Source organism: Alteromonas infernus (genome assembly GCF_902705815.1).
This window is the reverse complement of sequence record NZ_CACSIG010000020.1, coordinates 70,980-92,312: the sequence shown is the minus strand read 5'-3', so window position 1 is coordinate 92,312 and position 21,333 is coordinate 70,980. Positions and strand designations below refer to the sequence as shown.

Genomic DNA, 21,333 nt, shown 5'->3' with positions numbered 1-21,333 from the left:
GAGAACGAGTACAATATCCGTAACGCGTTTTAGTTAACGTTTCAAACAGGTTAAAAAAACTACATGCAACAAGCCGACAACTCGGATTTTCAAATAAAGCGCTTTTTGAATTATCTCAAAGCGTACAAAGTCCCGTTCGTATTTGCCATTATCGGAATGATTGGTTATTCCGCTGTTGATACCTTTGTATTCGCTCAGCTCCAGCCAATGATTGATGAATCGCTAGGCAAGAACGATCACGATTACCTTCGTTTAGCTGCCTACGCCATTGTGCCGCTGTTTTTGCTTCGCGGTACGTTTAATTTTATGGGCAGTTACACGCTTAGCTGGATTGGTGCGCAGGTTGTCATGCGCATGCGACAACAGCTGTTCGACAAATATATTCATTTACCTGTGTCTTTTCACGACAATCATTCTGTGGGTGGGTTAATTAGTAAGGTTACTTACGATACCGAGCAGGTAGCTAATGCGTCGGGCAAAGCGTTGCTTACCCTTGTCCGAGAGGGCGCTCTTGTTATCGGTCTGCTTTGCGTAATGTTTTATTACTCATGGCAATTGTCGTTAATTTTTCTTTTAATTGGCCCTGTGGTTGCTGTTATTGTCTCTTTCGTTAGCAAGCGTTTTCGTGTTGTGAGCAAAAACATACAGCACTCTATGGGTAACCTTACCTCGTCGGTCGAGCAGGCGGTGAAAGGGCATAAGGTAGTGATCATGTTTGGCGGTCAGGAAATAGAGCAAAACCGTTTTAAACAGAAAAACAACCACAATCGACAGCAAACCATGAAGCTTTCCGTCACATCAATCCTAAGTGTCTCGTCTATTCAAGTTATTGCGTCGATAGCGCTGGCGGTAGTGTTATACATTGCCAGTACGCCGGGCATGCTCGAAAAATTAACCGCGGGTGTGTTTATCAATGTGGTGTTTTGTATGGTAATGCTGTTGAAACCATTAAAACAGCTCACCACCATTAACAATCAATTTCAAAAGGGCATGGCTGCCTGCGCCAGCATCTTCGAAATACTCGATGAAGCTGACGAAGAGGACAGTGGCCGCACAAAAATAGAGCGAGCAACTGGCAAGATAGAATTTGATGACGTTACCTTTTCATACCCCGGCAAGCATACGCCGGCACTATCTAATGTTAGCTTTACGGCAAACCCAGGACAATCGGTTGCACTGGTTGGGCGTTCAGGAAGCGGAAAATCAACAATTTCATCGCTGCTTACGCGTTTTTATGTGCCGCAAGAGGGGCAGATACGTTTAGACGACATGCCGCTTAACGACGTAGACTTAAAAGCATTGCGCGCTCAATTCGCCGTGGTATCGCAAAATGTCACGCTGTTTAACGATACCATTGCTAATAATATTGCGTACGGTGCACGCCAAAACGTGTCTCGCAAAGAAATTGAAAATGCGGCTAGAATGGCCCACGTAGAAGAGTTTCTTGCAAATTTACCGGATGGGTTAGACACGGTGATTGGTGAAAATGGTCTAATGCTTTCCGGCGGTCAGCGCCAGCGTATTGCCATTGCAAGGGCTATTTTGGCAGAAGCGCCCATACTTATTTTAGATGAAGCAACCTCGGCGCTAGACACCGAGTCGGAACGCTTAATTCAAGATGCCTTGGAAAAGCTACAAAAGCGTTGTACTAGTATTGTGGTGGCACACCGTCTTTCAACTATCGAGAATGCAGACTGTATTATGGTAGTTGAGCAGGGGCGTATTATTGAAAAAGGTAAGCATGATGAATTGCTTGAAAAAGGCGGTCATTATGCGCAGCTCCACGCACTTCAATTTGGTGAGACTAAGTGAGCCAACCACAAAGTAAAACCCTGCACGACAATTGGTATTTTGGCCATGGATTAGTATGGCTGCTCGCACCTTTTGCTCTGCTATTTTACTTTGTTTCGGCAATTCGACGTTTACTGTTTAAAGTGGGTGTGAAAAAAGTTTTCAAAGCCGAAGTACCCGTTATTGTAGTGGGTAATATTTCGGTGGGGGGAAACGGCAAGACACCCGTTGTGTTAGCTTTAGCCGATTATTACCAAAGTCACGGCATAAAAGTAGGCATTCTTAGTCGAGGTTATGGCGCTAAATCAGCGGTTTACCCCCGACGAGTAAACGGCGACGACAATGCCGCAGAGGTGGGGGATGAGCCTAGACTACTGGCTATTAGAAGCCAGTGTGATGTGGTTATTGACCCAAATCGCGCTCGCGGCGCCGCCTATTTAACTGAAGAATTACAATGTGAATTGATTATTTGCGACGACGGACTGCAGCACTATGCATTACATCGAGACATTGAGCTTGTTGTTATGGACGATAGGAAAGTAGGGAGCGGTTATTTGCTTCCTATGGGCCCTTTGCGAGAGGGGCAATGGCGTTTAAGCACCGTGGATGCGTTAATTCACAATAGCCGCTCCATGCCGACGTTTGACCACGCCGTCGCCCCGCAATTTTTAATGACACTGGTGCCTGGCGATTTTACATCGGTATCTAACCGAGTAAAAACTTGTACGGTTGAAGAAATAAGAAAACAGGTACCGTGTAGTGCGATTGCTGGAATTGGGTCTCCCCAACGCTTTTTTAATCAGCTAAGGGATATGCAAATAACGTTATCACATACGCAGCCTTTGGCCGATCATCACGCGATGACACCTTCTGATATTCCTCAAGGTACAGTCTTGATGACCGAAAAAGATGCAGTAAAGGCGGCGTCATTCGCTCATGAAGCATGTTGGTTTTTACCCGTCAGCGCTCATCTCGCCCCAGACTTTTTTAATTTAATAGACGTAAAACTTGCAAAAGCGGGTTTAACGTTTAACAAAACGGACAGGAATAATAACAATGGCATTTGATAAAAAGCTTTTAGAAGTCTTGGCTTGCCCCGTATGCAAGGGAAAGTTAGTACTAAACGAAGATATGACGCAATTGGTATGTCGGTTTGACCGCTTAGCATTTGATATTAAGGACGGCATACCTGTTCTTATTGAGAGTAAAGCAACCGCTTTATCTTTAGATGAAGTCGACGCTACACGTTAATTCAGTATTTGTCTTCAGCGTCAGTTAAAAGCTTTGATTAAAGGCAGGAAAGATATGTCATTCACCGTTGTTATTCCCGCACGTTTCGGTTCAAGCCGCTTTCCAGGTAAGCCATTAGCGCTTATTGATGGAAAGCCCATGATTCAGCACGTAGTAGAACGGGCTAAAGAGGCGGGCGCGGAAAACATAATAGTGGCAACAGACGATGAACGTATTCAAAACGTTGTCGAAGGGTTTGCCCAAGTATGCATGACGTCTGTGGATCACCAGTCGGGCACAGAGCGCATAGCAGAAGTTATTCAAACGCAGAATATCTCTGGGGATACCATTGTAGTGAACGTCCAAGGGGACGAGCCATTTATTCCCGCTGAAAATATTAAACAGGTTGCAACTAATTTAGCTAACGCGCCTCAGTGTCAAATGGCCACGCTTTCCACTCCTATTGTGAATGTCGAGGATGTATTCAACCCAAACATAGTGAAAGTGTTGGTGAATGAAAAAGGGGAGTCTATCTACTTTTCACGCTCGCCCATTCCATTTGAACGAGACTACATGATGGCGAACCCAAACAAAGCGAATACGGCCCTATATAATCGTCATATAGGTATTTACGCGTATCGCGCCAACTATGTAAACCAGTACGTTAACTACGCGCCCAGTGCTTTAGAACAAATCGAGTCACTCGAGCAACTTCGGGCTATTTGGTACGGTGATAAAATTCACTGCGAAGTAGCGGTAGCGCCACCACCTGTTGGAATTGATACACCGGAAGATCTGGAACGCCTTTTAGAGACTATATAAAAACCAGATGGCTTTTGGAAAATGGTTTACCACGGCGTATTGTCGGTTAAAAGCCATAAAAGGCGCCATAAAAAAACGCTAGAATCAAGCCTGCCGAACAGGCAAGAAATCTAAATAACGCATATACACAGTAACAAGGGAATCGTTATGAACGTAGTTATTACGGGCGGTAATCGCGGTATAGGGCTTGCGCTTACCAAGCAATTTAAAGCACGTGGCGCAAAAGTCTATGCCACGTGTCGCAATAGTTGTGATGAGTTGAACTCTGCAGGCGTTACCATCATCAAAGGCGTTGATGTCTCTCAACCTGAAATGCTGGCAGAAAAACTCGCACCTTTAATGGATGTGAAAATTGATTTGCTCATTAATAACGCTGGGGTTCTGGGCAAAGAAAGCCTAGATGACTGGGACCCAAACACCATAGATTATCAGTTCCGTGTTAATGCCATGGGGCCGCTTCTTGTTTCCCAGACTCTCTTACCAGCGATGGCAGACAACAGTAAAATTGCGATGATCACAAGTCGTATGGGCTCGATGGCTGATAATGGCTCTGGTGGTTATTATGGCTATCGCATGTCTAAAGCTGCGTTGAATGCAGCCTCCGTATCTTTGGCAAACGATCTAAAGCCAAAAGGGATTGCTGTAGGTATTTTTCACCCTGGGTTCGTGCAAACTGAAATGGTTAATGGTGCAGGCGATATTGATGCTGATACGTGTGCCGAACGTTTGTCGCAGCGTATCGATGAGCTTAACGTGGATAATGCAGGGCGCTTTATCCATTCAAATGGTGACGAGCTACCTTGGTAGTTTTCACGTTGATGACCCAGTAACCGAGGTATAAAAACCGAGGTATCAGGTATAAAGAGTAGATAAAATAAAACCCTATCGTGAATACGCCATCGATAGGGTTTCTAGACTAGCTTTAGCTGTTAGGCTCTAGTGCAAAGTGTATGGCTACTCTGCGCCCTCCGTTGCATGCGCTTCTTCATCGTCTTGGTCTTCAGATAGTACAGCCCATACATCGTGTTCGTTAGCGTGAATGACTTCAGCCCATACACGATCGCCTGGTTTTACATCGTAAACCCCGTTTAAATGAACGAGGCCGTCCACTTCAGGCGCATCGGCATACGTTCGCCCTACCGCACCTTCGGCGTCAACGCTATCAATAACCACTTGATACTCATTACCAATTCTGGCTTTTAATCGCGCAGCGCTTATTTCACCCTGAACTTCCATGAAGCGCGCAAGGCGTTCTTGTTTTATATTTTCTGGTACTGGGTCGGGTAGGTCGTTTGCTCTTGCCCCTTCAACAGGTGAATAAGCGAATGCACCAACGCGATCAAGCTGGGCTTCCCGTAGAAAGTCTAAAAGTTCTTCAAACTCTTCTTCTGTTTCTCCTGGAAATCCAACGATAAACGTAGAGCGAATTACCAATGACGGGCATTGTTCACGCCATTTTTTAACGCGCTCTAGTACTCTTTCTGCACTACCTGGGCGCTTCATAAGTCTAAGAATGCGCTTATTGGCGTGCTGGAATGGAATATCAAGATAAGGCAGAATTTTACCATCATTCATCACTGGAATGAGGTCATCAACATGGGGGTAGGGGTAAACGTAGTGAAGGCGTACCCAAATTCCCATTTCACCCAGTTGCTCGCAAAGCTGTTGCATGTGAGTCTTCACCGGCATGCCGTTCCAGAACCCTGTTCTGTGTTTTACATCTACACCGTACGCACTGGTATCTTGAGAGATAACCAATAGCTCTTTCACGCCCGCCTCTTTTAATCGTTTGGCCTCATCAAGCACGTTGCCTACAGGGCGGCTAACTAAATCTCCACGCATTGAGGGGATAATGCAGAATGTGCAGCGGTGGTTGCAGCCTTCTGAAATTTTTAAATATGCGTAATGGCGGGGCGTTAGTTTCACACCGTGATCAGGAATAAGATCTGCAAACGGATTATGCTGAGGCTTCGGTAAATGCTCGTGTACTTGCTCTACTACCGTCTCGTATGCATGAGGGCCGGTAATAGCCAAGACATTTGGGTGTAGCTCTCGAATTTCGTCTTCTTTTACCCCTAAGCAACCCGTTACAATAACTTTGCCATTTTCTTTTAATGCTTCACCAATGGTATCTAACGATTCTTCAACTGCGGCGTCAATGAACCCACAAGTGTTGACGATAACGAGATCAGCATCGTTGTAGGTAGGCACTACGTCATAACCTTCGGTGCGAAGTTGAGTAAGAATACGTTCAGAATCAACCAAATTCTTAGGGCACCCTAAGCTGACAAAACCAATTCTGCTACCTACACCTTGTTGTGAAGATTGATTGTCACTCAGTACTTTGACCGGTGTTTCAAGCGTTGTGGTTTTGTTTGCGACTTTGTTTGGATCAAACGTTTCTACTGTCATCTAAAATATCACCCGAAAAATGACTGTGCTTAAAATGGCCGCGGATTATACAGGAAGTCATACCAATGCGCAGTAGTTTTAGGTTACAAATGCGCTTTTAGCTAGACAAAGTTCAGCAGGTGTACAACCAACGTTACCGCGTTAATTAAAGGCTAAGCGCTATATTTTTAAAAAAGCCATTATTATTCATGAAAAAAGGTAACGCGGCGCGGTAGAGGCACGGTCTGACATTTTGCGACCTTTTAAATAAAGGGCTATGAGAAGAAATACTAAAACCCTGCCTGTTTAAAATTTTGAAGTTATCCCCACTTTAGTATCTTCCTGATACAAAACTTCAATAAAGAAGCGTATTAAGCGCTGTTCAAAAGTGGAAATGAAAAAAGTGAACCCATGTTAAAACTCCCACTTTCTTATTACGACGAATCTGGGCGCATCCTTCCTCCTCGTTGGCTGTATAGCGTATTTATTCTTTTATGCATCGATTGGCTAGCGTTTATCTTTTCCTTAGCGTCTCGAACACAAACCAGTGAGTTACTTGCGTTTTTCTACCCACAAAAAGAAAGTTTAGGTCTTGGGCTTTTGGCAAGCCTACCGGTTTTTCTGGCACTGGTGTTAGTCAGTCAGCGAGAGAGACTGTGGAAAAAAGGCTACCTCAACTGGCGCCGTTGGGTAATTCCGCTAGCACAAATTGGCGTGGTATTATTGCTGTGTGTACAACTCTATTATGCTATGCATCATCATTGGGGGTTTGAATACATTACCGGTGTTAAAATGGCATTCTATAGCATTGCGCTTTATACCATATCAAAAAGCCGTCACTTGAAGTGGATGGTAGAAGATTGGAAAGCGCCTAACCCTTAAAGGTAAAGGCGCTTAACGAGATGAAAGGGGCTGGCCCTTAGTGATGCGCTTTGTGGTTGGCAAGGGCCTGTTCATAATAAGCAAACACACTAATTTGACTATCGTTAACAAGGCGCTCGTAACAGATTCCAGCGAGTGCATACGTATTATCGCCCACTTTTAAAAATACTGAAGGCGCTTTAGGGTTAGATTGATCGTAAATCCACTCACCATCTAATTGCGCTTTCAAAATCTCACCTATATACGCGCCAAAAATATTGCAGATGGTAAAGACCGCTTCGTCTTCTAGAGCTAAGTCGTGGTATTTATCAACAAAGCTAAGCAGAACGTCATCAACTAAAGCAACACTCTCTGGTGAGTTGTCGAGTACTATATTGAACTCATCGGCTGCGGTTACTGCTGCGTCTTTAGCGCAGTCTGACATTAATTTATTGAGTTCATCTGGTGACATCTTGTTCTCCTTCTCAACGAGAATGGCATTGGTATTGTAACCAATAATTGAATAAGTAAACCTGGTTGCTAGTCAAAATTACATTAACTTGCGCATAAAATTAGCTGATAGAAAGCGTTTTGTTTTCATTAACAGAAAACGCGCTACATCGAGCAAACGCGCACTAAGCAAGCCCTTACTGTTTGGTAGCTATTGTGCGTAAGTTATCGGCCAAAGTCTATTTTTGTCCAGTTAATCTGTTAATCACACTCGCCGCTGCGAACATACCAAATGTCGCAGTAACAGTAACAACAGCCCCAAAACCGCCTGCACAATCGAGTCGAGTTCCTCCCTCCATTGCCGACTTGTTATAGCACACTGAGCCATCTGGTTGCGGGTAACGCAACTGCTCAGTAGAATAAATGCATTCCACACCAAAGCGGCGCTTAGGGTTCTTGCTAAAATTGTAGTTTCTGCGAAGTTCACTGCGCAATTTGGCAGCTAGCGGGTCTTGCGTCGTCTTAGCTAGGTCGCCTTTGGTCACCTGTGTGGGGTCTATCTGGCCGCCAGCGCCACCTACCGTAACAATAGGGATTTTGTTGCGTTTACAGTGAGCAATCATAGCGGCTTTTGCACGTATGCTGTCAGTAGCATCAACCACTGTATCCATTTCTTTGGTCAAAAGCGTAGCTGTATTGTCAGGCGTGACAAAATCTTCAACACAGTTTACTTTGCAATTAGGGTTTATTAGCGCAATACGCGACGCAATGGCCTCGACCTTTGGTTCGCCTATCGTATTTGAAAGTGCGTGAATCTGACGGTTTGTGTTAGTAACGCAGACATCGTCTAAATCAATAAGTGTGATTGTGCCAACGCCCGAACGGGCTAGCGCTTCGGCAGTCCAACTTCCTACGCCACCAATACCGACAACGGCGACGTGGCTATTGGCTAAATTATTGGTTTGTTGCGCGCCGTACAAACGCACAATACCACCTAAACGAGGATCATCAGACATGCTTTACTTCACTTAACAATTAAACAATACGGACGTGGGTTAGCGATAAAACGCGTAAACACACTAGCAGGGCGCGCATCATCTCAAAAGTGAATACCAAAGATCAATACACTCCAGTTTTTTCGAATAATAAATCCGATTTTAAGCAACATACGTTCTACACAATACATGTTTTAATAAACTCATTTTTTAATGAGATAGAAAAAAGGGGCAGGGAAATGGGCTTACTCGTTGACGGAAAATGGCAAGATAAGTGGTACGATACCAGTAAAAGCGGTGGGAAATTTGAACGCCAGGCATCCAAATTTCGTGACACAGTCAACAGCGATGACAACGGGACATTCACAGTTGAATCAGGCCGTTATCACCTATACGTATCTTTAGCCTGTCCATGGGCGCATAGAGCACTCATTTTTAGAAAGCTAAAGGGGCTGGAAGCGCATATAGATGTCTCTGTTGTTCACCCTGAAATGCTTGATAACGGATGGGAGTTTAAAGACTATCCAGGGTCAACTGAAGACAAGCTTTACGGGTTTGATTATGCCCACCAGATCTACACGAAAGCCGAACCCGAAATAACGAGTCGTGTTACCGTTCCCGTTTTATGGGACAAACAAACCGAAACCATCGTTAATAATGAATCGGCCGAGATCATTCGCATTTTCAACAGTGGATTTGACGCACTTACTAACAACCACGATGACTATTACCCTGAAGCCCTTCGCGAAGAAATCGATACCATTAACAACATGGTATATCACGACATCAATAATGGTGTGTATAAGGCGGGGTTTGCTACAACACAAGAGGCTTACGAAGAGGCGGTGAATGCTTTGTTCCATGCTTTAGATATGGTTGAAGAAAGACTGAGTAAACAACGCTATTTGGTTGGCAGTCAAATCACCGAAGCCGATTGGCGTTTATTTACCACGCTAATTCGCTTTGACGCGGTTTATCACGGTCACTTCAAATGTAATAAGAAGCAAATTGCAGATTATCCGAATATATTCGGCTATATGAAAGAACTCTATCAGGTGCCGGGTGTTGCTGATACGGTGAATTTTGATCATATCAAGAGACATTATTATTACAGCCATACCATGATAAACCCAACGCAAGTCATCCCGGTAGGGCCCGAGCAAGACCTTATGTCGGCCCATGGCCGCGAAAGTATCGAGTAATGGCTTTTTAGTAAGAATTTAAGGTAGGTACAAGCTATGTCGTTCACAGTTAACGCGCAAAAAACGATAGAAAAAGTCGTCACGGGTATGCCAACCAGCGACGGTGCAGGCGTGTCACTCACACGTATCATCGGCCAACCCGATCTGCCTCGATTAGATCCATTTCTCATGCTAGATTTTTTTGGTTCAGATAACCCTGGTGAGTATATAGCGGGTTTTCCACCTCATCCTCATCGAGGGTTTCAGACCGTTACCTATATGCTTGCAGGTAAAATGCGTCACAAGGACTCTGTGGGTAATGAGGGCGTGATTGATGCAGGGGGAATTCAATGGATGAACGCAGGCAGAGGCATTATTCATGAGGAAATGCCGGAGCAAGAAGAGGGTTTATTGCAAGGCTTTCAGTTGTGGGTAAACCTACCCGCAATTGAGAAGATGTCAGCGCCCAACTATCAAGATATTCAGCCGGATAGTGTTCCAATGGCGCACATTCAAAATGCAGACGTAAAAGTATTAGCAGGAGCGATTGAAGGAGTACAAGGGCCTGTTAAGACAACCGCCGTATCGCCCACCTTTTTAGACGTGGCATTGAAAAGCGGGCCTTCTGAAATTACCATGAGTTCAGATGAATCTGCATTTATCTATGTTTACGAAGGTGATGTCGTTATTAATAAAGGTGATCAGGGCAACGAAACTATTCTGGAACAAGGAGAGCTTGGCGTTTTATCACAGAAGGGAACGCAGCTTTGTGTTTCGACTGATACGGAATGTAAGTTTATAGTAGTATCGGGTAAGCCTATTAACGAGCCTGTGGTTCAATATGGCCCTTTTGTGATGAACTCTCAGCAAGAAATTGTTCAGGCGTTTAATGATTATCAAAGCGGTGTATTAGCAAAGTAAGGGCATAAGCTTTTTTACTTTAGAACCGCTTGGCTTACAACAGGCACTTTCCTATTATTCAAAATAATCATCATTAACGTGCCTCTTAAAACCGCGTGTACTATGAGTTAACGCGCTAAGTACGCGCATTTGAGCCCGTATGTGGGCAATTGCTGCCTTTTCACAAATTGAAATAGTAATTCACTCCCCCTAATGATTTAATATCACTATGTTTAAATACATGTTTTCTTCTCTTTTACGATGTCATCAAAAAGGCGCTTAGCGCTTTAAGGTCGTAAAAAGCATTAAAGTAATCATAAATAGTTAAAACACAGGGAATTTCGATCCAAATGGCAACCCCAATTACCTGCTTTAAAGCATACGATATTCGTGGCGAACTTAACTCACAGCTAACCGAAGAGGTAGCGTACCGAATTGGCTATGCTTTTGCTCAAGAATTAAATGCGAAAACCGTTGTCGTTGGCAGTGATGTGCGTCTTACGTCCACGCCATTAAAACTAGCGTTAAGCGCAGGCCTCATAGACGCTGGTGCAACAGTTACTGACATTGGCATGGCAGGAACCGAAGAAATTTATTTCGCTACAAAGCACCTTGGTGTGGACGGCGGTATTGAAGTAACAGCAAGCCACAACCCCATCAATTACAACGGCATGAAGCTGGTAAAAGCGGGTTCTGTTCCTATTAGCGGTGACACAGGCTTAAACGCAATAAAAGAGAAAGCGGAAGCGTTAGGCGACGATTACGTGTCAGAACGGTTAGCGCACTACACTAACGGTGTAACGATCGATGCCGACGCGTTCTTTAACGGTACTGCTCATGTAAACGAAGTTAAGCTTTCTAACACTGGTAAATACGCGGTTAAGTCGTGTATGTCTGACTATGTTTCTCACATGCTGTCTTATGTGAATTTAAGTAATTTTACGCCGCTAAAAGTTGTGGTGAACGCTGGTAATGGCGCCGCAGGCCCAGCACTAGACGCTATCGAGAAAGAAATGAAGTCGCAGGGCGTACCCATTGAATTTATAAAAGTACACCACGACGCGGATGGTACATTTCCAAACGGTATTCCTAACCCATTACTACCAGAAAATCGTGCCGATACTGCTGATGCGGTTAAAGCGTCGGGTGCTGATTTTGGTATCGCGTGGGATGGCGACTTCGACCGCTGTTTCTTGTTTGATGCAGACGGTGAATTTATTGAGGGATACTACATTGTTGGCTTGCTGGCTGAAGCGTTTATCGAGAAAAATACCGACAGCAAAATTATTTACGACCCACGCGTGTATTGGAATACAGAAGATATCGTAGCGAACGCCGGCGGTACCCCCATCAAATCAAAAACCGGTCATGCGTTTATTAAAGAACGTATGCGCAAAGAAGATGCGGTGTATGGCGGAGAAATGAGTGCGCACCACTATTTCAGAGATTTTGCGTACTGTGATTCAGGTATGATCCCTTGGCTACTCATTGCTGAACTTGTTTGCGTGAAAAAACAAACGCTAGCAAGCATGGTAAAAGCGCGTATTGAAGCGTTTCCATCATCAGGTGAAATCAATAGCAAGCTTAAAGATGCTGACGCAGCACTTGAGCGTGTAACGAGTAAATATAAACCTCAGGCTAGCGTTATAGATAAAACGGATGGCTTAGGTTTAGAATTTGGAAACTGGCGCTTTAATTTGCGCAAATCGAACACTGAGCCAGTTATTCGTCTAAATGTTGAAAGTAAAGGCGACATTGCCTTGATGGAAGAGAAGACAGAAGCACTGCTTACACTTATTCGCGAAGAGTAATCAACGCGATTAACGGCAGTCTGTTCATTTAAGTCATGTAAAAGCGATAGGGCGACAATACTTTAAAAAGTTTGTCGCCTTTTTTTAAATTGAAAAAAACGCAAAACTTCAAACAGTTACACTGGTTACGTGTAACCAAGGTGATTTTTTTTAAGATGTCTAACGCGAAAATAATTCACGTAACGTGTTGGCTTTTTTAAGCGATTAAATAAATCATCCACGCGTGGCAAATTACCACAACGCTGGTTAGCCCCATACGAAGGCTAATGTAGCTTACCACTTGCTCTTTAGGTAGGCTAAGGGTGAACTTGTCATACATGAGCACAGCCACATAGCTTAATGACAATACACCAAACACTTTGACATCATTTGAAAATACCAAGCACAGCCAGCCGATAATGGTAGGCAACATGGCAATGAACATCTGTTTGTCATAACGCTGATTACTAATTGCATCCCACCAATGAATACCACCGAAAAAAGACAACAATACGGCAGAGTACTGTACAAAATAAACCGCACTTTGAGTAAGGGGCAATAAATTGAATTGGTATGCTAATGGCATAGCGACAAAGGGGATAAGACCTGCAATACCTAGCAAAACGGCAGAATAGGGCATTGATGTTCCTTTAATACAATTTTCTAAAACAAAAATAGCGCCATAGAGGCGCTATTTTTACTATCAAGAGTAATACTTAGTTCCGTATTACTTGATTGGCGTGTACTTACGCTGGCTGTGACCAGTGTATAACTGACGAGGACGACCAATTTTTTGCTTAGGGTCGCTCATCATTTCATGCCAGTGAGAAATCCAGCCTACTGTACGAGACAGGGCGAAGATACAGGTAAACATGTTTGTAGGAATACCAATAGCTTTTAGTACGATACCTGAGTAGAAGTCTACGTTCGGGAACAGTTTCTTCTCTGCGAAGTAAGGGTCGCTCAACGCAATTTTTTCAAGTTCCATTGCTACTTCTAGCAGCGGGTCTTTCACGTTAAGTTCGCTCAATACTTCGTGGCAGCTTTCACGCATTACTGTAGCACGTGGGTCGTGGTTTTTATAAACACGGTGACCGAAGCCCATCAGACGGAACGGGTCGTTCTTGTCTTTAGCACGAGCGATAAACTCAGGAATGCGGTCAACTGTACCGATTTCTTCTAGCATGTTAAGACATGCTTCGTTTGCACCACCGTGAGCAGGCCCCCAAAGTGACGCAACACCTGCCGCAATACACGCGTAAGGGTTAGCGCCAGACGAACCAGCAAGACGTACCGTTGAGGTAGACGCGTTTTGCTCGTGGTCAGCGTGAAGAGTAAAGATACGGTCCATCGCACGCTCTACAGCAGGGCTGATTTGAAATTCTTCTGCAGGTACAGAGAACATCATGTTCAGGAAGTTAGCTGCATAGCTTAGGTCGTTACGTGGATATACGAAAGGCTGACCGATGTTGTATTTATAACACATAGCAACAAGGGTAGGCATTTTCGCAATTAGACGGTGAGCGCTGCGAATACGCTGCTCTTCGTTAGAAACGTCTAAATCACTGTGATAGAACGAAGACATAGCGCCAACGGTACCACATAGCATTGCCATAGGGTGCGCGTCGTTGCGGAAACCGTGGAAGAACATGTTAATTTGTTCATGTACCATGGTGTGACGAGTAATTGTCTCTTTGAATTCTTCGTACTGTTCTTTTGTTGGTGCATCACCGTGAAGAAGCATGTGACAAACTTCAAGATAGTCTGCGTCACGCGCTAGTTCTTCAATAGGGAAACCGCGGTGTAATAATACACCTTGAGCGCCATCAATGTAGGTAATTGAAGACTCGCAAGATCCTGTCGCCATAAAACCTGGGTCGTACGTGAAATAACCGTGTTGGCCTACCGTACGGACGTCGATTACATCTTGTCCTTCAGTGCCAGACAAGATAGGAAGCTCGATTTCCTTACCGCCGGCTTTAAGAATGGCTTTCTGATCTGCCATAAAATGCTCTCCTCAGAATGGTTCTGTTTGCAGCGAAAACGGACGAAAATATCCGCTTCGTTGGGAAAAGTGGGCGTATTTGTACTTTATTATGCACCAACAAGTCAATTTAATTGCATATTTGAACAATAAATATTCCAAATTGCTTAAAAAAATACTAGCAATCGGATAACGATTAATTAACTTGCTGGGAATTCACTTTGCCCGATACGGTGCAATTATCAATGGCTTTTCGACAAAGGTAAACCACCGATCGATAAATATATTAACAGGTTAGTTTAAAAAGTAACCTTTTGATGAGGAATAATTACCCATACAGATTAAAAGTGCTTAATTTCTTATTGATATGCATAGTTATTCCCAGTGCCTGCTGGTAAACTTCAAAACGCTGTAATTGCGCGCGTTTCGACGTGTTGCGCTCAATTTTGAACTCTTTTTAATCAAAATAATGACTATAAAAGTACAGATAAAGACTAAAGTCTTACTACGGCACAAAAAATTGTAATTATATACTACGCTGGATATACTCAGCGGTGCTTTGGAATCGGAATAATCATTCTGTTACAAGCATTAAAGAATAATTCACAAATTGTTAACAACTCAATGGATGAGGCAATTAACAGGTTAAAAATCGAATTCACTTACTCAGGACATAATAAAGGTAAGAAATTCATTATCCCCTACGGATTAAACAGGCATACATTGTGAAAAAGCAAAGACCAGTAAATTTAGAACTCAATACTATTAAATTTCCGCCCTCTGCTATTTCGTCAATTCTCCACCGTGTAACCGGTGTTGCAATGTTCTTCGCGCTTCTTTTCGTTATTTGGGCTTGGGCAGTTTCTGTTCACTCGGCTGAAGGTTTCGCGAACGTACAAGCAATCATGGACGGTTTCCTTGGAAAATTTGTCGCAATTGGCACAGCCTCAGCGCTGACGTATCACATTCTAGGCGGCCTAAGACACGTTGTTATGGATTTAGGTCACTGGGAAGAACTAGAGTCGGGCAATACAAGTGCTAAAGCAGTTATCGCACTTTGGGTTGTACTGACCGTAGTATTGGGAGTTGCATTATGGTAACCAACCAAGCAAGCATAAAGCGTGACGGCGTACAAGACTACGTATCTCTTCGCGCAACAGCAGCGATAATTTTCGCGTACTCGGTTTTCATGGCGTGGTTTTTTATTACCACCGATAACTTAACGTTTATCGAATGGCGAGGTTTGTTCTCTGGCCTAGCTATGAAAGTTTTCACATTGGCAGCACTAGTAGCAGTGATGATCCACGTGCGTATCGGCCTTTGGCAGGTACTTACAGACTATGTTAAAGCGACAGGTCTACGTGCGGTACTACAATATATATTAAATATCATCGCGTTCGGCTACGTAGCTGTGGGCCTATTCGTATTGTGGGGAGTGTAAAATGAGTTTACCCGTTCACGAGTTTGATGCAGTAGTAATTGGTGCCGGCGGTGCAGGTATGCGCGCAGCACTCCAGATTTCAGAGTCTGGTAAATCTTGCGCTCTGCTTTCAAAAGTATTTCCAACCCGTTCTCACACTGTGTCTGCACAAGGTGGTATTACCGTAGCATTGGGTAATTCACACGAAGACAACTGGGAATGGCACATGTATGACACCGTAAAGGGGTCAGATTATATCGGTGACCAAGACGCTATCGAATACATGTGTAAGACAGGACCTGAAGCAATCATTGAGATGGAGAACATGGGTCTTCCTTTCTCTCGCTTCGAAAACGGTAAAATTTACCAGCGTCCTTTTGGTGGTCAGTCTAAGAACTTTGGTGGCGAGCAGGGTGCTCGTACGGCAGCAGCGGCTGACCGTACCGGTCACGCACTTCTTCACCTTCTTTACCAACAAAACGTAAAGAATAAAACAAAAGTATTTTCTGAGTGGTACGCGCTAGATTTAGTGAAAAACCAAGACGGTGACGTAGTAGGTTGTACAGCAATCGACATCGAATCTGGCGAAGTAGTTTACTTCAAGTCGCGCGCTGTTGTACTTGCAACGGGTGGTGCAGGGCGTATCTATGCGTCTACCACAAACGCACACATCAATACCGGTGACGGTGTGGGTATGGCGCTTCGTGCAGGTGTTGCAGTTCAGGATATGGAAATGTGGCAGTTCCACCCAACGGGTATTGCTGGCGCAGGTACATTGGTTACCGAAGGTTGTCGCGGTGAAGGTGGTTACCTTCTAAACAAAGACGGCGAGCGCTTCATGGAACGTTATGCGCCAAACGCGAAAGACCTTGCTGGTCGTGACGTTGTTGCTCGTTCAATGATGACGGAGATTCGCGAAGGTCGCGGTTGTGAAGGCCCATGGGGTACACACATTAAGCTTAAGCTTGATCACCTTGGTAAAGACGTTCTTGAATCGCGTCTACCTGGTATCCTTGAGCTATCCCGTACGTTTGCACACGTTGACCCAGTAAAAGAGCCAATTCCAGTAATTCCTACTTGTCACTATATGATGGGTGGTATTCCAACTAACGTTGATGGCCAATGTCTAACGGTTGATGAAAACGGTAACGACAAGGTTGTTAATGGTCTATTTGCTTGTGGTGAGATTGCTTGTGTATCGGTACACGGCGCTAACCGCCTTGGCGGTAACTCGCTACTTGACCTTGTTGTATTCGGTCGTGCGACTGGCTTACACCTTGGTAAGACATTATCTGATATGGCCCCAACGCGCGACGCGTCAGAATCTGATCTTGAAGCGTCAATGGCTCGTTTCAATCGTTGGGAAAATTCAGAAAAAGGCAAGGGCGAAGACCCAGTCCAAATTAAGAAAGATTTGCAAGAATGTATGCAGCTTAACTTCTCGGTATTCCGTGAAGGTGACGCAATGGCGGAAGGACTTAAAGAGCTTAGCGAAATTCGTGAGCGCCTCAAGAATGCTCGCCTTGACGACAAGAGTTCAGACTTCAATACCCAACGTATAGAGTGTTTAGAACTTGATAACCTTATGGAAACCGCGTACAGCACGGCAGTAGCAGCGAACTTCAGAACGGAAAGCCGTGGTGCACACAGCCGCTTCGACTTCCCGGACCGAGATGATGATAACTGGCTATGTCACAGCATTTATGATCCGAACACGGATAAAATGATTAAACGTGAAGTGAATATGGCGCCTAAGCTTAGGGAAGCATTCCCGCCTAAAGTGCGTTCATATTAAGAGAGGCAACGATCATGCAATTAACTTTTTCGATTTATCGTTATAACCCAGAAGTAGATGCGAAGCCTCGCATGCAAGACTACACTCTAGAAGTAGAGGAAGGTCAAGACATGATGGTGCTAGATGCGCTACTTGCACTTAAAGAGCAGGATCCGACGCTTTCTTTCCGTCGCTCATGCCGCGAAGGTGTATGTGGTTCTGACGGTGTAAACATGAACGGCAAAAACGGCCTAGCATGTATTACTCCACTTTCTGCGCTGGGCAAAGGCAAAATAGTCGTTCGTCCACTTCCAGGTCTACCTGTTGTACGTGACCTTGTTGTTGATATGACGCAGTTCTATACACAGTACGAAAAGATTAAGCCTTTCTTAATTAACGACAGCAAGCAGCCGCCGGCTCGTGAGCACCTTCAGTCACCTGAAGAGCGCGCTAAGTTAGATGGTTTATATGAGTGTATCTTATGTGCATGCTGTTCGACGTCTTGCCCATCATTTTGGTGGAACCCTGACAAGTTTATCGGTCCGGCCGGTCTACTTCACGCTTATCGATTCTTAATTGATAGCCGTGACACTGCGACAGAAGAGCGTCTTAACGAGCTTGACGATGCATTCAGCGTATTCCGCTGTCACGGTATCATGAACTGTGTAAGTGTATGTCCTAAAGGATTGAACCCAACAAAAGCTATTGGCCAAATCAAGTCAATGCTTTTACAACGGGCTGTTTAGTACTATAGTCTGATAACTTCCTAAGTTATAGATGCGATACGCTAAATAGCCATCCAATAAGGATGGCTATTTTTTTATATATTCTCCGTTATAACACTTGGTTATGCTGAGAATAACCTTATAATACATCTTGATTGTTAACTAGATTTTATAAAACGTAGCAAGGCAAATTAAATGCAAGAAAGCGTGATGAAAGCGTGGTGGGATTCCTCGCACATGGCAGGTGCCAACGCTGCCTATGTTGAAGAGTTGTATGAAACCTATTTAGAAGACCCGCAAAGTGTCTATGAAAATTGGCGACAAATCTTCGATAACCTCCCCAAAGTCGATGGCGTAGAGTTAGAAACCAATCATACAACTATTAAGAATCAATTTAGGCAACTTGCTGCGTTAGGGCCAACCGCCCGCATGTCTAGTCCGTCTTCTCCTTCTGCTAATGTCTCAGACGACAGGCAAGTTAAAGTCCTTCAGTTAATTAACGCGTTCCGCTTCCGCGGTCACCAACACGCAAACTTAGACCCACTTGGTCTATGGCAGCAAGAGCGTGTGCGCGACTTAGAACTTTCTCACCACAGCCTATCTGAGCAAGATTTCGATTCGGTTTTCAACGTGGGTTCTTATGCTATCGGCAAAGAGTCAATGCCACTTGGAGAACTGTTTAAATCGCTTAACAGAACTTACTGCGGGTCTATCGGTGCAGAGTACATGCACATTACCGACACTGAACAAAAGCGTTGGTTACAGCAAAAGATAGAATCTGTTCAGGCCAAGCCTGAAATTTCTCGTGATGAGAAGTTAGGTATTCTTAAAGGCCTTACTGCGGCCGACGGCATGGAAAAATACTTGGGTTCTAAATTCCCAGGTGCAAAGCGTTTCTCTCTAGAAGGCGGCGATGCGCTAATTCCTATGCTTAAAGGCTTGATCACAAAAGCGGGCACTGCGGGTACCAAAGAAGTGGTTATCGGCATGGCTCACCGTGGTCGATTGAACGTATTGGTAAACGTACTGGGTAAAAACCCGTCAGTACTGTTTGACGAATTCTCTGGTAAACACGACGACTCGCTAGGTGCGGGTGACGTGAAATACCACGCCGGTTTCTCTTCAGACTTTGCAACGCCAGGTGGCAATGTTCACCTAGCGCTAGCGTTTAACCCGTCTCACCTTGAAATTGTTAACCCGGTAGTTATGGGGTCGGTACGCGCTCGTTTAGCACGTCGTGATAACGACACTAACACAGTGTTGCCAATAACTATCCACGGTGACTCTGCTATTGCGGGTCAGGGTGTAGTTCAAGAAACCTTTAATATGTCACAAACTCGCGGTTTTGCTGTGGGTGGCACCGTTCGCATTGTGGTAAACAACCAAGTTGGCTTTACCACGTCGAAAACAGAAGATACCCGTTCAACGCAATACTGTACCGACATCGCGAAAATGGTGCAGGCGCCAATTTTCCATGTTAACTCAGATGACCCAGAAGCGGTTGCCTTTGTTACACAGCTTGCGCTTGAGTATCGCAACAAGTTTAAGAAAGACGTGGTAATTGACCTTGTTTGTTACCGTCGTCATGGTCACAACGAAGCGGATGAGCCGAATGCAACGCAGCCGTTGATGTACCAAAAATTTAAAAAGACACCCTGTACCGCGTGTGCTATATGCTGACCAACTTATAGCTGAAGGCGTAATTGAGCAACGGGATGCAGACCGCTACCTTGAAGAGTATCGTGAAGCGTTGGATCACGGCGCTTGTGTTGTAGAAGAGTGGCGTCCAATGACCGAGCACAGTGTTGACTGGTCTCCGTATCTTGGACACGACTGGGATACGCCTTACGATGGCGCACTTTCAGTTGAGAAGCTTAAAGAGCTAGGTGAGTCAATCACTACTATTCCTGAAGATCATAAGCTTCAGTCTCGTGTAAATAAGCTGTACCAAGACCGTAAGGCTATGGTTGCAGGCGAGAAGAAGTTAGATTGGGGGATGGCTGAAAACTTAGCCTATGCCACTATCGTTGACGCCGGCGAAGATATTCGCATTACGGGTCAGGATTCTGGCCGTGGTACTTTCTTCCACCGTCACGCGGTATTACACAATCAAAAAGACGCATCGACGTATATGCCTCTGCAGCATATTCGCGAAGGTCAGGGTGAAATTGAAATTTACGACTCTGTGCTTTCGGAAGAAGCAGTAATGGCATTTGAATACGGCTATGCGACGGCAGAGCCAACGTGCCTGACCATTTGGGAAGCCCAGTTTGGTGACTTCGCTAACGGCGCACAGGTTGTATTCGACCAATTCTTAAGTTCAGGTGAAGCAAAGTGGGGCCGTTTGTGTGGTCTAACCGTTTTACTTCCACATGGTTATGAAGGTCAAGGCCCAGAGCATAGTTCTGCACGCCTTGAACGTTTCCTTCAGATGTGTGCTGATCACAACTGGCAAGTGTGTGTGCCGTCTACACCTGCACAGGTATACAACATGCTTCGTCGCCAAGTGGTTCGCCCAATGCGTAAACCGCTTATCGTCATGTCGCCTAAGTCATTATTACGTCACCCAATGGCGGTATCTTCGTTAGAAGAGCTAGCGGAAGGTAAATTCCACAACGTGATAGATGAAATTGACGACATTGATCCGAAGAACGTGAAGCGTGTTGTTATGTGTTCGGGCAAGGTTTACTACGATTTGTTAGACCAGCGCCGTAAAAATGAGCAAACAGACGTTGCAATCATCCGTTTAGAGCAACTTTATCCATTCCCACAAGAAGAATGCGCTAAAGTTGTGGCACAATACAGCCATGTCAAAGATTGGGTTTGGTGTCAAGAAGAGCCTCAAAACCAAGGCGCTTGGTACTGTAGCCAACACCATTTCTGGCAAGCAATTCCAGATGGTGCGAAATTAACATATGCAGGCCGTGATGCATCCTCGTCACCTGCAGTAGGTTATGTATCCGTTCACAACCAGCAACAGAAAGCCCTGGTTGAAAACGCACTCACAATTAAATAAGGA

18 protein-coding genes and 1 pseudogene are annotated in these 21,333 nt (G+C 44.7%); 14 read left to right on the top strand and 5 right to left on the bottom strand.

All coding sequences use genetic code 11. The features are described from left to right. Positions 1-63 precede the first annotated feature (63 nt). The 5 genes from msbA to ACX5J7_RS05970 all read left to right on the top strand — a co-directional run bounded on the left by msbA (position 64) and on the right by ACX5J7_RS05970 (position 4,650). On the top strand, positions 64-1,812 hold the full coding sequence (msbA, locus tag ACX5J7_RS05990; RefSeq protein ID WP_015067198.1) for a lipid A export permease/ATP-binding protein MsbA: 1,749 nt from the start codon (positions 64-66) through the stop codon (positions 1,810-1,812). Continuing rightward, on the top strand, positions 1,809-2,858 hold the full coding sequence (gene lpxK, locus ACX5J7_RS05985; protein ID WP_015067199.1) for a tetraacyldisaccharide 4'-kinase: 1,050 nt from the start codon (positions 1,809-1,811) through the stop codon (positions 2,856-2,858). The genes msbA and lpxK overlap by 4 nt, the downstream gene beginning before the upstream one ends. Then, on the top strand, positions 2,848-3,042 hold the full coding sequence (locus ACX5J7_RS05980) for a Trm112 family protein (protein ID WP_012518347.1): 195 nt from the start codon (positions 2,848-2,850) through the stop codon (positions 3,040-3,042). Before lpxK ends, ACX5J7_RS05980 begins: the two co-directional genes overlap by 11 nt. 54 nt (positions 3,043-3,096) lie before the next feature. After that, the gene (kdsB, locus tag ACX5J7_RS05975) at positions 3,097-3,843 is read left to right on the top strand and encodes a 3-deoxy-manno-octulosonate cytidylyltransferase (protein WP_498706441.1); all 747 of its coding nucleotides are present in this window, start codon (positions 3,097-3,099) and stop codon (positions 3,841-3,843) included. Positions 3,844-3,990: 147 nt separating this feature from the next. Beyond that, positions 3,991-4,650: an SDR family oxidoreductase gene (locus tag ACX5J7_RS05970; protein WP_278384017.1), complete on the top strand. Its 660-nt coding sequence runs from the start codon at positions 3,991-3,993 to the stop codon at positions 4,648-4,650. Between the two features lie 147 nt (positions 4,651-4,797). Here the strand turns inward: ACX5J7_RS05970 and rimO are convergent, their stop codons facing one another. Then, positions 4,798-6,255, bottom strand: a complete 1,458-nt coding sequence (gene rimO, locus ACX5J7_RS05965) for a 30S ribosomal protein S12 methylthiotransferase RimO (protein ID WP_498706440.1) — start codon at positions 6,253-6,255, stop codon at positions 4,798-4,800. A gap of 390 nt (positions 6,256-6,645) precedes the next feature. Here rimO and ACX5J7_RS05960 point away from each other — a divergent pair, with 390 nt between their 5' ends. Further along, positions 6,646-7,116 (top strand): DUF2919 family protein, encoded by a 471-nt coding sequence (locus ACX5J7_RS05960; protein ID WP_498706438.1) that lies wholly within the window; start codon positions 6,646-6,648, stop codon positions 7,114-7,116. A 37-nt stretch (positions 7,117-7,153) separates the two neighbouring features. Here ACX5J7_RS05960 and ACX5J7_RS05955 read toward each other — a convergent pair whose 3' ends face one another. Beyond that, positions 7,154-7,567: a hypothetical protein gene (locus tag ACX5J7_RS05955; RefSeq protein WP_015067202.1), complete on the bottom strand. Its 414-nt coding sequence runs from the start codon at positions 7,565-7,567 to the stop codon at positions 7,154-7,156. 217 nt (positions 7,568-7,784) lie between these two features. Next, positions 7,785-8,561: a tRNA cyclic N6-threonylcarbamoyladenosine(37) synthase TcdA gene (gene tcdA / locus ACX5J7_RS05950; protein WP_012518353.1), complete on the bottom strand. Its 777-nt coding sequence runs from the start codon at positions 8,559-8,561 to the stop codon at positions 7,785-7,787. Between the two features lie 218 nt (positions 8,562-8,779). Between tcdA and ACX5J7_RS05945 the strand changes: the two genes are divergently transcribed. The 3 genes from ACX5J7_RS05945 to ACX5J7_RS05935 all read left to right on the top strand — a co-directional run bounded on the left by ACX5J7_RS05945 (position 8,780) and on the right by ACX5J7_RS05935 (position 12,432). Continuing rightward, the gene (locus ACX5J7_RS05945; RefSeq protein ID WP_498706435.1) at positions 8,780-9,742 is read left to right on the top strand and encodes a glutathione S-transferase family protein; all 963 of its coding nucleotides are present in this window, start codon (positions 8,780-8,782) and stop codon (positions 9,740-9,742) included. A gap of 36 nt (positions 9,743-9,778) precedes the next feature. After that, the gene (locus tag ACX5J7_RS05940) at positions 9,779-10,642 is read left to right on the top strand and encodes a pirin family protein (protein WP_287149148.1); all 864 of its coding nucleotides are present in this window, start codon (positions 9,779-9,781) and stop codon (positions 10,640-10,642) included. Positions 10,643-10,971: 329 nt separating this feature from the next. Next, positions 10,972-12,432 carry a phosphohexomutase domain-containing protein gene (locus ACX5J7_RS05935; protein ID WP_287149146.1) on the top strand — a complete coding sequence of 487 codons (1,461 nt, stop codon included), beginning with the start codon at positions 10,972-10,974 and terminating at the stop codon, positions 12,430-12,432. Between the two features lie 196 nt (positions 12,433-12,628). Here ACX5J7_RS05935 and ACX5J7_RS05930 read toward each other — a convergent pair whose 3' ends face one another. Next, on the bottom strand, positions 12,629-13,051 hold the full coding sequence (locus ACX5J7_RS05930) for a DUF3429 domain-containing protein (RefSeq protein ID WP_498706434.1): 423 nt from the start codon (positions 13,049-13,051) through the stop codon (positions 12,629-12,631). An 87-nt stretch (positions 13,052-13,138) separates the two neighbouring features. Beyond that, positions 13,139-14,416, bottom strand: coding sequence for a citrate synthase (locus ACX5J7_RS05925; RefSeq protein WP_012518358.1), 1,278 nt, complete (start codon positions 14,414-14,416; stop codon positions 13,139-13,141). Positions 14,417-15,120: 704 nt separating this feature from the next. Between ACX5J7_RS05925 and sdhC the strand changes: the two genes are divergently transcribed. The 5 genes and pseudogenes from sdhC to ACX5J7_RS05900 all read left to right on the top strand — a co-directional run bounded on the left by sdhC (position 15,121) and on the right by ACX5J7_RS05900 (position 21,330). Next, entirely contained in the window at positions 15,121-15,495 is a 375-nt protein-coding gene (sdhC, locus tag ACX5J7_RS05920; RefSeq protein WP_015067207.1) for a succinate dehydrogenase, cytochrome b556 subunit, read from the top strand. After that, a complete protein-coding gene (sdhD, locus tag ACX5J7_RS05915; RefSeq protein WP_012518360.1) occupies positions 15,489-15,836 on the top strand; it encodes a succinate dehydrogenase, hydrophobic membrane anchor protein in 348 nt (115 codons plus the stop codon). Before sdhC ends, sdhD begins: the two co-directional genes overlap by 7 nt. A gap of 1 nt (position 15,837) precedes the next feature. Beyond that, on the top strand, positions 15,838-17,610 hold the full coding sequence (sdhA, locus tag ACX5J7_RS05910; RefSeq protein WP_015067208.1) for a succinate dehydrogenase flavoprotein subunit: 1,773 nt from the start codon (positions 15,838-15,840) through the stop codon (positions 17,608-17,610). Between the two features lie 14 nt (positions 17,611-17,624). Continuing rightward, complete coding sequence (locus tag ACX5J7_RS05905) at positions 17,625-18,335, top strand: succinate dehydrogenase iron-sulfur subunit (protein ID WP_020743551.1); 711 nt, start codon at positions 17,625-17,627, stop codon at positions 18,333-18,335. A gap of 174 nt (positions 18,336-18,509) precedes the next feature. Further along, positions 18,510-21,330, top strand: a pseudogene (locus ACX5J7_RS05900) (2-oxoglutarate dehydrogenase E1 component). Positions 21,331-21,333 lie beyond the last annotated feature (3 nt).